This window comes from Vibrio sp. WZ-1, from assembly GCF_052037695.1.
Taxonomy (GTDB): Bacteria; Pseudomonadota; Gammaproteobacteria; order Enterobacterales; family Vibrionaceae; genus Vibrio.
Genome location: NZ_JBQEQR010000030.1, coordinates 1 through 11,829 on the forward strand (window position 1 = coordinate 1; position 11,829 = coordinate 11,829).

The 11,829-nt window shown below is 40.7% G+C and carries 13 protein-coding genes and 1 pseudogene; 13 read left to right on the plus strand and 1 reads right to left on the minus strand.

The features are described from left to right. Nucleotides 1–157 precede the first annotated feature (157 nt). The 10 genes from ACTS60_RS00580 (at nt 158) to ACTS60_RS00625 (ending at nt 8,187) form a co-directional block, all read left to right on the plus strand. The gene (locus ACTS60_RS00580; RefSeq protein WP_258637361.1) at nt 158–1,060 is read left to right on the plus strand and encodes a hypothetical protein; all 903 of its coding nucleotides are present in this window, start codon (nt 158–160) and stop codon (nt 1,058–1,060) included. A 718-nt stretch (nt 1,061–1,778) separates the two neighbouring features. Next, nucleotides 1,779–2,273, plus strand: a complete 495-nt coding sequence (locus ACTS60_RS00585; RefSeq protein ID WP_440886767.1) for a GNAT family N-acetyltransferase — start codon at nt 1,779–1,781, stop codon at nt 2,271–2,273. Nucleotides 2,274–2,435: 162 nt separating this feature from the next. After that, on the plus strand, nt 2,436–3,521 hold the full coding sequence (locus tag ACTS60_RS00590; protein WP_440886768.1) for a hypothetical protein: 1,086 nt from the start codon (nt 2,436–2,438) through the stop codon (nt 3,519–3,521). Nucleotides 3,522–3,656: 135 nt separating this feature from the next. Then, a complete protein-coding gene (locus ACTS60_RS00595) occupies nt 3,657–4,058 on the plus strand; it encodes a hypothetical protein (RefSeq protein ID WP_140351622.1) in 402 nt (133 codons plus the stop codon). A 157-nt stretch (nt 4,059–4,215) separates the two neighbouring features. Further along, entirely contained in the window at nt 4,216–4,464 is a 249-nt protein-coding gene (locus ACTS60_RS00600; protein ID WP_039977686.1) for a hypothetical protein, read from the plus strand. A 159-nt stretch (nt 4,465–4,623) separates the two neighbouring features. Further along, nucleotides 4,624–4,917: a hypothetical protein gene (locus tag ACTS60_RS00605; protein ID WP_193288682.1), complete on the plus strand. Its 294-nt coding sequence runs from the start codon at nt 4,624–4,626 to the stop codon at nt 4,915–4,917. A 167-nt stretch (nt 4,918–5,084) separates the two neighbouring features. After that, nucleotides 5,085–5,666: a DJ-1/PfpI family protein gene (locus ACTS60_RS00610; RefSeq protein ID WP_440886769.1), complete on the plus strand. Its 582-nt coding sequence runs from the start codon at nt 5,085–5,087 to the stop codon at nt 5,664–5,666. A gap of 244 nt (nt 5,667–5,910) precedes the next feature. Beyond that, nucleotides 5,911–6,357 (plus strand): hypothetical protein, encoded by a 447-nt coding sequence (locus ACTS60_RS00615; RefSeq protein ID WP_039984403.1) that lies wholly within the window; start codon nt 5,911–5,913, stop codon nt 6,355–6,357. A 147-nt stretch (nt 6,358–6,504) separates the two neighbouring features. Further along, complete coding sequence (locus tag ACTS60_RS00620; protein ID WP_193270829.1) at nt 6,505–7,251, plus strand: hypothetical protein; 747 nt, start codon at nt 6,505–6,507, stop codon at nt 7,249–7,251. Between the two features lie 147 nt (nt 7,252–7,398). Beyond that, nucleotides 7,399–8,187, plus strand: a complete 789-nt coding sequence (locus ACTS60_RS00625; RefSeq protein WP_440886770.1) for a hypothetical protein — start codon at nt 7,399–7,401, stop codon at nt 8,185–8,187. 206 nt (nt 8,188–8,393) lie between these two features. Here ACTS60_RS00625 and ACTS60_RS00630 read toward each other — a convergent pair. Beyond that, nucleotides 8,394–8,696, minus strand: a pseudogene (locus tag ACTS60_RS00630) (hypothetical protein). Between the two features lie 252 nt (nt 8,697–8,948). On the opposite strand from ACTS60_RS00630, the gene ACTS60_RS00635 reads away from it, so the two are divergent. From ACTS60_RS00635 to ACTS60_RS00645, 3 genes are all read left to right on the plus strand, one after another. Further along, nucleotides 8,949–9,869, plus strand: a complete 921-nt coding sequence (locus ACTS60_RS00635; protein ID WP_025623958.1) for an AbiTii domain-containing protein — start codon at nt 8,949–8,951, stop codon at nt 9,867–9,869. A gap of 145 nt (nt 9,870–10,014) precedes the next feature. Beyond that, nucleotides 10,015–10,530 (plus strand): hypothetical protein, encoded by a 516-nt coding sequence (locus ACTS60_RS00640; RefSeq protein WP_104979460.1) that lies wholly within the window; start codon nt 10,015–10,017, stop codon nt 10,528–10,530. A 152-nt stretch (nt 10,531–10,682) separates the two neighbouring features. Next, on the plus strand, nt 10,683–10,994 hold the full coding sequence (locus ACTS60_RS00645) for a DUF6506 family protein (RefSeq protein WP_440886771.1): 312 nt from the start codon (nt 10,683–10,685) through the stop codon (nt 10,992–10,994). The last annotated feature ends 835 nt before the right edge of the window (nt 10,995–11,829 follow it).

Consider the following 11,829-nt stretch of genomic DNA (forward strand, 5'->3'; position numbering starts at 1 on the left):
CTCACCACTGAGTAACGAATATAACAAACTGTTTAAGAGTGATTCGCAACGCGTGGCATTTTTGCTATGCGTTGCGTTTTGTGTTTTTGGTGGTATGCAGGGGCATCGGTATTGCGTTGCTCACACCTTAACAGGGCGTTATAACTCGGAGTGATATATGAAATCGATATATGTAGAGTGTATATATACAATAATAAAGAAAAGACCTATTTCAGAATCAGATTTCGATGCTAGTTTCTACAAAAAGATTGGTTGTTTAGACATTGATTTGACAGTGTCTTATAGCAAAGGTTGTGTAGTAGTTAAGATTCGAGGTGCTGAATTAGAAGATAGTTTTATTGCTGAACTTGCTAAATATAATCGTTTTGATGGTGATAAGCTGTCTAAGGATTGCAAAGTTGCCGTATCAGAGATATTTCATGAAGCTAAGCATTTTACTCGGCAAGTATTATCAATGCTTAAATACCACTTGAATCACTATGACATAGAAGAACAGCTATTCTCAATAAAGTCAGAGTTGTGGGGAATTGGGGAGCAAGAGTTGCATGAGCTTCCAAGTGAGTTTTGCGTGTCGGTTTCCTCTATTTCTATTTGCCCACTCCGCGAAGATATTAGAGTGTTAATACAATCTTCAGTAGATAACAAGGTAGAGCCCTTATTAGCTATGAGGCACTTGCATAGAGCGAAGTCCGAATTTTCGCCTCATCACAAATGGATTGATGCCACAATAGCCGCTGAACTTGCTATAAAAGAAGTGCTATCTAAAGCTCGGCCTGAACTTGAGCCGTTACTACTTGATATGCCGTCCCCCCCTTTGAGCAAATTGTATGGCAAAATTATGGATGAGTATTTGGGTGAGCCATCTCCTTATAAAAACAAGATAGACCAAGGTGTTCAGATTAGGAACAAATTAGTTCACCGACACGATAGCCCTAGCATAGATAGTCAGAAAGCCAATGATTATGTTACGGATGTAGAGTGTGCAATTTTCCATCTGTTAACTTTGCTCTACCCAGATGATCAGTTGATAAAACAAACATATGCGAGAGCCAAGTTATAACAAACTGTTTAAGAGTGATTCGCAACGCGTGGCATTTTTACTATGCGTTAGGTTTTGTGGTTAAGGTGGTATGCGGGAGCATCGGTATTGCGTTGCTCACACCTTAACAGGGCGTTATGTTTTAATGTGATTTCAATGGTTTAAATGCCTTTGAGTCGTTCTTTGCCCCTTTGGCTATTCGTTGGGAATAGACTCAGCAAATCACCATTATCGCTCAGTTCTTAAATCTCTCAGCCCGTAAAACATGCCAAAGTTCGTGGGTTGCTTCATTCGAGTTTTAGGGTGGTTTGGTCGTCTTGTTCCTCTGGCTCAAAGTCGCTTTGTGCGTAATTCCCAATAAGTTAATAACCTTGGCAGTTGTCTCGGCAAATTACCATTGTTCTGCGCTGCTTTTGCTAAGAAAGGGCGCTTGTTGAAAGAGTATCGAGTTGCCTCATTATCAGGGAAGTGGGATTACTCGTTTTTGGTTTTGGTGCGTCTGCCGGTCAAGTAAGTTCGAGCTTGTGATTTGGTTCAGAAAACTAGGTCTGCATCTCAGTTCTTTACCAAGTAAATCAACGAATTGTGCTAAAACATAACAAAGCATTTAAGACGGATTCTCAACGCTTGGCGGTTTCAGCCTAGGTCAGCTTCAGTGCTAAATGTGGCAAGGTTTAAGGTTGGTGGTCGCGTTGTTCACCACTTAATGCGGCGTTATGTGCTTTAGAGGAAAATAGACATGGAAGTAGTAGAAGCTGGCCCTGATTTAGCTCCAATGTTAGCTAGTTATGCGAAAGAATGCTTCGATTCGGGTATCCCCAAATACGAAAATGTTGAGCTAAACCCTGAAGCCTATTTGTCAGGTTTGGTTGAGCGGTCTAAGGCAACCTCCGAATTACCAAATGGGTATTTGCCAAGTACAACGTACTACTGCATTTCAAACTCTGAAATCCTAGGTGCTATTCGAGTTCGCACTGGGACAAATGCGAACGTAGAGAATGTAATAGGGCATGTTGGTTACGAGACTAAACCATCAGTTCGCGGCAAAGGTGTGGCTTCATTTCTCCTGGCTTGGGTGCGTGACCATGTTGTAACTGACTCGGTTATTGTTACCTGTTCAATTGATAATCCAGCATCTCAAAAGGTTATAGAAAACTGCGGTGGTGAATATCTGGGTAACTATACAGATGATAATGAAGGCACAGTAAGGCGCTATCGTTTAGCACGCACATAACAAGCAATTTAAGAGGGATTCACAACGCTCGGCATTTTTGCTTCAACTTCAAATTTAGTGTTTATGGCACAATGCTTTAGGTTTGGGTGGAGGCGTTGTTCACCCCTTAATTGGGCGTTATATGGCATCAGAGTCTTGCAATAGAATTTAGGTATTATAATTATGAAATTAGCCGTAAATGTTGACTTGAAAAAGTCAATCTACTTGGATGAACGTGGGGATAGAAACCCAAATGTTAAGAGTGCTTTGGACTACTTTTTCATCGGTGGAGTTGAGGTTGATGACAAGGATAAAGCAACGATCATTCAATTTGTTAGAGATTTTAAAGCGAAACTATACCCAGAACAAGATTCAAACTCATGGGAACTGAAAGGGGCAAGTAACCCTGCCTTTATTGGTGATAGCAATTTATCGAAAGAGGAAAATGGTAAACTGCACAAACTAGCAGCAGAAAATAAATGGGCTATGTGGGCTAAAGCTATAGAAACTGCTAGGTTGCCATATAAACTGCATGGTTCATTTATCAAGCTCTCTCAATTTAAAGTAAATAATCCAGCAGCGACTGAAGAGGATGTCATTAAAACTGCCTTTATAAACGTTGCTTATAAGTTTGTTAACTTCGCCTGCGTTGATAGACATTTAGATCAAAATAGGCAGTGGGATTACACCATTTTTCCTAGTCGTTTTTACTTTGATAATGTTACAGGGTTGCAAGAAAAAGCAGTATTGGAAGCTTTTCAAGAATATCCTGCTCATTACCCTCATATTGCTAATGGGTTTTGTGTTGGACAAAACTTGAATTTCATTACAAACGAAAGATTTGATGATGACGATGAACTGATGATGCAGTTTGTTGATATGCAAATCTACGCTTTAACACGCTTCCTAAGCCCGAGTCGTGGTAAGGGCAATGACTCTGCAAATATTCTAATTGACTTTGAAGAGTACGTGTATAAGTTGCCATTAATACAGAAAAATGAATTACAGCTCTCTACCGATGAGTTAAGAAGAATCAGTGAGTTGCACTTTAATGTAGTACCATTGTTCCATGATATTCAAAATCGTTTCCACCGTTTTGGATGGAAAGATGAAAGACCGGCTACATCTCTTTCATTGATTTCCGATGATGTATATGAAAATTTCGGTTATGAAGCTCATGTTAATATGCAAACCTTCAGTGGTATGTTAAAGCCTCCACAAGGACCGTTATTTAAAATGCTTAATACGTTCCCAGAAACAGCCATATAACAAAGCATTTAAGAGTGATTCCCAACGCTTGGCATTTTTCATTCCATCGTTGGGTTTAGTGTTTACGGTGGTATGGTTGGGTTTCGTGGTAGCGTTGCTCACACCTTAATGCGGCGTTAGTTGCCAGAGGTGAAAATGGAAAAGATTGGGGTAGCATTGACCAGTTTTTGGTTCTTATTGATAGTATTCCTAGTTTCGTTGAAGTGGGAAGATGCTATAGCAATGTCTCTAAACGAGTGGGGCGATTTCTTAGCAGGAGTAACTGCGCCTGTCGCCTTCTTATGGCTAATCGTAGGCTATATGCTTCAACGTAAAGAGTTAGGTTTAAATACAGAGGCTTTGTTGCTAACTCAAAAGGAGGTTGAGCGGCAAGCCAAAGAGTTAGAAAAACAAAGCGGTTATCAGTCGATACAAGCCAAGCTAGCTAGTGAGCAACATAAGGTTATACGCAGTGAACGTCGTAAAGAAAGGCGACAAATAATGTATTCGAAGTCTTCTCAAAACGAGACTGTAGAGAACTTAGAGAATGGCAACTAACAAGCAATTTAAGAGGGATTCACAACGCTTGGCATTTTTGCTTCTACTTCAATTTTAGTGTTTATGGCACAATGTTTTAGGTTGGGTGGAGGCGTTGTTCACCCCTTAATTGGGCGTTAGCACACAGGTTCATAGTTCGTGATAAAGGAAGAGGTAAATGTCTAAAGATGAAACGCTTCTACATTGTGGAAACTGCAATCAAAAGACGGCTCATAGACGACTAAGTGCATCTGAAGTCGAAGCACAGCAGCGAGTGAAGAATAGTACCAAGTCTCGTATTCTCAATATCGTTTTTGGTGTTCTACTGGGCTCAAGTAAATCAGAATCGCAGGTTAGCTATTTCAGGTGTAAGGTCTGTAATGCGGAGCATGATAGCAATGAAGGTATGCCTCACGGTTGGGGCTAGTTAATGCGTAACCCTATGTGCTAACAAAAAATTTAAGCAGATTCGTAACGCTTGGCACTTTTAGTTTGAATCGGCTTAAGTGATTACGGCACAATGGTTTAGGTGGGTGGTAGCGTTACTCACTACTTAATTTGGCGTTATGTGATTGGAGAAAATATTATGAAAAATGCAGAAGAATTAGGATTTGAAACAGCGATTACATATTCTGTCGTAAGTGACCATACACCAGGGAAACCGATCGAGTATACCGGTATCAATACAGGCGACTCTGTAACTCTTCGATATGATTCTGAAAGAATTACAGTAACATCTGTTAAAGAGATAGCCGCGAAAACATACCAAGGTAAAATTAGTGGTTTTGACCCAAGTATTAGCGTCGCGTTCAAGAGCTTGAAGCTGGGTGATGAAATTGAGTTTAATGAGCATCACGTGTTCAGTTGTACAAGAGTGTAGCAATAACTGTCAGTAATCACATAACAAACTGTTTAAGAGTGATTCGCAACGCGTGGCATTTTTACTATGCGTTGGTTTCAGTGATTAAGGTGGTTTACGGCGGCTTCGGTATTGCGTTGCTCACACCTTAACAGGGCGTTATGTGTTCCGAACGGAGAGAGGAAATAATGACAAAGAGAACACTGGTTTTACTCTATCCGGGGGCTATTTCCTATGAAGTAATGTACGCGATAGAGTGTTTAGGAGCTTATGGGAAAGTTGATATCACCACCCCAGAGAACCACAATCATACCGATTCCTCAGGTCTAAAAATTTGTCCCACTGTTAACTTTGAGGACGTATGTATTACGGACTATCAAGCTCTTCTGCTTCCTGGAGGAAATCCCGATTCAATAATGGGAAGCGACCAAATTGCTAGCTTCATCCAGAAAGCCCATGAATCATCACTAGTTATTGGTGGCATATGTGCGGGAGTATTAGTCTTAGCAAGATCTGGCATTCTAAAGGGTGTCAAAATTACCCATAATTATACGGAAAAATACGCCCCAGAATCTTCGGTACAGCTCACTCGACCATATTGGGAGGGAGCTATCTATGAAGAGTCTTTGGTTCAAGTCGACAAGCGCATAGTGACAGCGATGCCCAATGGGTACGTTGATTTTGGGCTAGCGGTGGCTGAAGCACTAGAGTTGCTAGATCGTCAGCAAAAACAGTTTATTCTGAGCTATCACAAGCAAGGTGCTCATTAAACACATAACAAATTGTTCAAGAGTGATTCGGCACGCGTGGCATTTTTACTATGCGTTGGTTTTAGTGGTTAAGGTGGTATGCGGAGGCTTCGGTATTGCGTGCCTCACACCTTAACAAGGCGTTATGTGCAAATTTCCCAAGAGTTTCTGTATAGGTAACAGTCATTTATCTCAGCTTTAGTTGCCTTCGTGCATATACAGTTGTACTTTCAAGTAATCAGAACTTGAGAGCAATCACTTAGCTATGAAAAGGAAAAAACTCAAAACAGTAGATGTGTTGATTGACGAATATTTAACTTGTGCTAGGTCAGTCAACGAGGCTAATTTTCGACTAATTCAATCTAAAAGCAGTTTCAGAAATAGGAAGATTAAGCTCAGTATCGAAAAGGCTCTCATAGAGTATGAAAACTTTATCGTGGTGCTTGAGGAGTTAGAACCGTCCTTTATCGGTGACTTAGAGACCTATTACCATACTGACATTGCTCATTTGGGGATAAAACAAGTTAATCAAGACGCAGCGGCACGAGCGAGAACCGTTTTTCTTGATAGTCTACAGCGTTTTAACAGTACCATATGCACAAAAGAAGAGAGTATTAACTTCAACCAAACGACTAATTTGGCAAGGCTAAGTATCCTGATTGCTGCTCTTTCATTTGTGATTAGTTTTGGTTACTCAATACTAGTGACTTAAAATTTACACATAACAATCTGTTTAAGAGTGATTCGCAACGCGTGGCATTTTCATTATGCGTTGGTTTAAGTGATTAAGGTGGTATGCGGTGACATCGGTATTGCGTTGCTCACACCTTAACAGGGCGTTATGTGAATTGGGTAAGTTATGAACAAGAGTTTAACAGTTGAACAGTCAATGCTTGATACAATCAAGTCAGATAAAATTGTGGGATTAAAAGCTGATACTCTCGATTTGGGTATGAAAGCGTTGTTAGAAGACCAAGTAGTTCAAGATATTCCTATATTTGGTTTACTGGTTAAAAGCTACGGTGCTTTAACGCATGTAACCGAGACAATCTTTGCGAATAAAATTCATCGATTTTTAGCCAATATAAATGAACTGTCATTAAACGAAAGAATCTTTGTAATCGAAGAAATCTCGAATCAAAAAGGTGGAATGAGAGAAGCAGGGGAAGTCCTAATCACTTTACTAAATCGGGCTGATGATACGCATAAGCCAGACCTAATAGCAAAACTTTTTGTGGAGTGTGCTTTAAAAACTATTTCTGTTGAAAAGTTCTTAAGGCTATCGAACATAGTGGTTAACACGTATATTGATGACCTTGTCAAACTTAGAAATATTCGCAATATTTTTAAGTTTGACGATAAGATAAAGAGTATTTACACAGCTTGTGGATTGATGCAAATATCTACAACAAAACCAGCTCACTATGGTAGTGAATACACGTTAGAATCACTTGCTGAAGCTATGTTTGATAATGGCTTCAAATTGGAGCATGACTTTACTGAAGAAGCTGAACTCATTGCTACTATTTGTTTTGATGTACCAAGAAAGCAACAAACACGAAGCGTTTTCGCTATTTTAGAAACCGCCAATAAGCAGGGCGCGTAAAATTCACATAACAAACTGTTTAAGAGTGATTCGCAACGCGTGGCATTTTTACTATGCGTTGGTTTTAGTGGTTAAGGCGGTATGCGGCGGCTTCGGTATTGCGTTGCTCACACCTTAACAGGGCGTTAGCTTAGTAAGAGGAAAATTATGACTTTGTTTAAAATGTCATTATTTGAAAACTCGGTTAGTTTTTTCCGAGAGTCATTAGAGCAAGCTATAAAAGCAGAATCCAATGATGAAAAATGGAAGTTCGCCATTCTTATTCAAATTCAAGCGATCGAAACAATTTTAAAAGAACGGTTGAGTTTAGAACATGAAGTTCTCGTTTATACGGATATAGATAAGTGCAGGAATACTGTAAACCTCAAGCAATCCATTGAACGTTTGAAGAAAATAACAGGTGTTATCTTAGTCGATAGCGATCACAAGACAATAGAAACTGCTGCTGAGTTGAGGAACAAAATAGTTCATTTCGATTTTGAATACTCAGTAGAGCAAGTAAAGTCCCAATTTATCCGACTAGTCGGCTTTTACATTGAATTTGCTAAGAAGCAACTCGATGTTCATGTTATTGACTTGCTGAGTGATAATTTGAAAAGTGAGTTATTTAAGTTACGTGACTATGTTGAAGAGTTAGCAATTCGAGCAAATGCACAAATAGAGGTGCAAAAAATACCTGCAAGCGACATATGGACTTGTCCACTATGTAAACACGATGCTTTCGTAGTATTTGATGGGCAGGACAAATGCTATGTATGCGGACATGCTGAAGAGCTTGTTGAGTGTGAACAGTGCGGGAAGTATGAATTCGAGCATGATATCCAAGAATATGACTTTGGAAACCTAAAAGGGTGGGAAAATATCAAGCTGTTTTGTTCTGAGTGCTGGGATAAGCTTGAAACAGAATATCACGAAGAATTTTGGGAACTAAGCTAACAAACTGTTTAAGAGTGATTCGCAACGCGTGGCATTTTTACTATGCGTTGGTTTTAGTGTTTAAGGTGTTATGCGGGAGCTTCAGTATTGCGTTGCTCACACCTTAACAGGGCGTTAGTCGCCAGAAAAAGCTAGCAATCAAAATCATGTTTCTGAGCTTAAAATTTAGCAGCAGTTTGTTTGGAACACAGCTTCATCGTCGATCATTAGAACTTAGTTTTAGCTGTTTTGAGTCCAAAATCTTGCAAGTGTCCTAGCGATTGTTTTGTTCTTTGGTACTGACAGAGCAGGGCAATCGAGAGTTTGTTTTTGGTTGCAACTCCGCTCGGTGAGTTTGTTGGTACAAAAGCCGATTTACTCGCTGAAATGACGTTTTCTCTGGTTTGGTAAGCTCCACGTGGTTTCAGTGACTTTGTTGAAAGTCCGTACTGTTAGATTGGTTTTCCAAAGGCGTTTTTTGGTGTTGTCAGTCCGTTTTCTGCGGCGCTGTTTTTTCTAAGTGGTTTCATTGAGTAGCCGCTTTTAGACTACGCCTGACTTAAGTGCATCAAAACACATAAAGTTTGTTGTTTGCAAAGTTTAGTTCTGCTTAAAATTGTCGCTCGGTGCCTCGCGACTAACAAACTGTTCAAGAGGGATTCGCAACGCGTGGCATTTTTACTATGCGTTGGTTTTAGTGTTTAAGGTGGTATGCGGCGGCTTTGGTATTGCGTTGCTCACCCCTTAACAGGGCGTTATGCAATTTTAAGTCGGAGGTTAGTATGTCTTTATTGCAACAAATTCAAGAATCTGTGATTCAAGAAGGCTCAGATTTAGGTTCGATCTTATTAAAGCTTCGTTTGCTTGCAGCTCGACTGGGCAGTGACATCTTAGAAGAATGGGTCAAATATGAGTCAGAAGGTTACCCTGTAGGCTCGGAAGTTCCATCTTATAGAGTTGCCGGAGTGACATATCGCGGTACTTTTTTAGGGTCATTTGGTGCAAGCATTACTAATGCTCAAATACCGCCTTACATAATTGAGCAGCATGCTGGGGACCATTGGACTAAATATGAAGTGAGAGAAAGTATTGCAGCTGTCAACGATATGGTTAGGAGGTCAAGTGATGGTGGCTCGTTCGGTATCGACGCATCCAACTTGATCTTGCTTCTACAAGGAAAGGTCTACGAAGGTTACGCTTGTAACGATATTTCCGCCACGATTTCACCAACAGCGTTCTATGAAATTCAGCAAACAGTAAGAAGTCGAATTCTGGAACTAACTTTGGAGCTCGAGAAATCAGTACCCGAAGCTATGGAAATTACGTTTGGGAAGTCAGTGAACAGTGATGAAGAGAGAGAGCAGGTTCAGCAAATTTCACAGCAAATAATTTATGGTAATGTTGCTACAGCGGTAACTGGTGGCGTTGGCTCTAGTATTACAATTGAGGTAAATGAAAAAGACAATTCATCTTTAATTGAAAGTCTTGTGCGCAATGGAATCCCCGTATCTGATGCCTCGGAACTCGCACAAATTATGGAAGCTGAGTTACCAGCCAGCTCGGAAGAGCCTTTTGGTGATAAAGCAAAGAGCTGGATAACCACCAATCTTGCAAAGGCAGCTGAAGGTACTTGGGGTGTGGGTATATCAGTAGCTACAAAAGTGCTTACAGAAGCTGCAATGAAATACTACGGTCTCAAATGAAAATTGCATAACAAACTGTTTAAGAGTGATTCGCAACGCGTGGCATTTTTACTATGCGTTGCGTTTAGTGTTTACGGTGGTATGCGGCGGCTTCTGTATTGCGTTGCTCACACCTTAACAGGGCGTTATGTGATAAGGAGAGAGTTTGAGCTCAGATAAAGCTATTAAGTTAGTTGTTGAAACAGTATCTAAAGTTGAGAGTGATTGGGTTGCCACGCTATCTGCTTTGCTCGTACCTGTTTTGACGGTAGTTGGTATCTATGTTGCTTATCAACAGTATGTGATTAACCGGCAAAGATTAAATTATGAAACTTATGAGAGAAGGTTAGCTGTTTACAAGGCTGTTCAACTGCACCTCTCAAAGGTTGCGCAAATGGGAACAACTACTTATCAAGATACTTTAAAGTTCAACGCGGAAGCCTCCGAGGCTGACTTTTTATTTGGTTCTGAGATCTCAGAACTGATTGCTAGTATATACAAGCAGTCAATATCGATGGCATCTTACCATGAGAGATTATATCCAAGTGATGGGAGTCAAGGTCTTCCGGTTGGTGATGAAAGGAGTGATGTAGCAGAAAAAGAGTCAGTGTTACTTCAGTGGCATATGGATACTTTAGCTAGCCTCAAGTCCACCTTTCACCCACATATGAAAATCACATAACAAACTGTTTAAGAGTGATTCGCAACGCGTGGCATTTTTACTATGCGTTGCGGTTGGTGTTTAAGGTGGTATGCGGAGGCATCGGCATTGCGTTGCTCACACCTTAACAGGGCGTTATGTGCCATCAGAGATTTTAAACTTAAGGGACAAAAATGATTCAGAGGTATGGCTTTATTGTGAAAGCAGGTGGCTACGATTCTCGTAGTGACTCTACAATTCTAGACACGCTTGGATTTTCGACTCAAGTAGTCGGCGTTGGTAGTGATGAGCAAGCTATTCTTGTCGCCAAAAGAATGATTGATAGCGGAATCCAAGTAATTGAACTCTGTGGTGGATTTGGCTCTGAAAGTGCTCAGCATATAATTAGCAGCTTGGACAGTAACGTGCCAGTTGGCTATGTTACTTTTTCTGATGAAGAGAGTGCGAAGTTGGAGCAGATGTTAGCCTCTAGCTCTGGCACATAACAAAGCGTTTAAGACAGATTCGCAACGCTTGGCGATTTTGGTACTAACGTTGGTTTTGTGTTTAAGGTGGTATGGTTAGGTTTCGTGGTTGCGTTGCTCACTACTTAACGCGGCGTTATGTTTACTTGTATTTCAAAGGCTTAAATCTCTTAGGCTTTAGTTCTTTGTCCCTTTGGCAATTCGTCCCTAGTAGACTCAGCAAATCCGCATTGTCGGTCTAAGTTCTTGAATCTCTCAGCCCGTAAAACATGCCAATGTTCGTGGGTTGCTTCATTGTCAGGTCGTGGCGGTAGGCTTCTTGTTTAACTGGCTTAAAGTAGCTTTCAGGTTCTTTGCCAAGTAGCATTTCGGCTTGGCAGTTGCCTCGGCAATTTGCCATTGTCTTGCGCTTTGGTTGGAAAGAAAGGGCGCTTGTTGTTACTCGGTCGGGTTGCCTCATTGGGCAGGGAGAGGAATTACTTGTTTCAGGTTGGTCGCCTTTGGCGGTCAAGTTGGTTTAAACCTTGTGGTTTGGTTCAGAAAATTGGTCTGAAACAGCAGTTCTTTCTCAATTAAGTCAGTAACTTGTGGTAAAACATAACAATCAATTTAAGAGGGATTCACAACGCTTGGCATTTTTGCTTCTACTTCAAATTCAGTGTTTATGGCACAATACTTTAGGTTTGGGTGTAGGCGTTGTTCACCCCTTAATTGGGCGTTATTTCCGCAACGGATCTCTCAGGCTGAATGTGTATGCTTGTAGCGTAGGTGTGAAAATGGCGGGGTAATAGGGTGTAAAAGCGGCGAAAATGGCGAATATTAGTCATTTCCATGCTAGCCTTAAAACGCTTTAAGC

Excerpts from the sequence above, each read along its gene's own strand:
- ACTS60_RS00625 (WP_440886770.1), top strand. The coding sequence starts at position 7,399 with ATGACTTTGTTTAAAATGTCATTATTTGAAAACTCGGTTAGTTTTTTC.
- ACTS60_RS00620 (WP_193270829.1), top strand. The coding sequence starts at position 6,505 with ATGAACAAGAGTTTAACAGTTGAACAGTCAATGCTTGATACAATCAAG.
- ACTS60_RS00635 (WP_025623958.1), top strand. The coding sequence starts at position 8,949 with ATGTCTTTATTGCAACAAATTCAAGAATCTGTGATTCAAGAAGGCTCA.
- ACTS60_RS00610 (WP_440886769.1), top strand. The coding sequence starts at position 5,085 with ATGACAAAGAGAACACTGGTTTTACTCTATCCGGGGGCTATTTCCTAT.
- ACTS60_RS00605 (WP_193288682.1), top strand. The coding sequence starts at position 4,624 with ATGAAAAATGCAGAAGAATTAGGATTTGAAACAGCGATTACATATTCT.
- ACTS60_RS00600 (WP_039977686.1), top strand. The coding sequence starts at position 4,216 with ATGTCTAAAGATGAAACGCTTCTACATTGTGGAAACTGCAATCAAAAG.
- ACTS60_RS00615 (WP_039984403.1), top strand. The coding sequence starts at position 5,911 with ATGAAAAGGAAAAAACTCAAAACAGTAGATGTGTTGATTGACGAATAT.
- ACTS60_RS00645 (WP_440886771.1), top strand. The coding sequence starts at position 10,683 with ATGATTCAGAGGTATGGCTTTATTGTGAAAGCAGGTGGCTACGATTCT.
- ACTS60_RS00595 (WP_140351622.1), top strand. The coding sequence starts at position 3,657 with ATGGAAAAGATTGGGGTAGCATTGACCAGTTTTTGGTTCTTATTGATA.
- ACTS60_RS00585 (WP_440886767.1), top strand. The coding sequence starts at position 1,779 with ATGGAAGTAGTAGAAGCTGGCCCTGATTTAGCTCCAATGTTAGCTAGT.
- ACTS60_RS00590 (WP_440886768.1), top strand. The coding sequence starts at position 2,436 with ATGAAATTAGCCGTAAATGTTGACTTGAAAAAGTCAATCTACTTGGAT.
- ACTS60_RS00580 (WP_258637361.1), top strand. The coding sequence starts at position 158 with ATGAAATCGATATATGTAGAGTGTATATATACAATAATAAAGAAAAGA.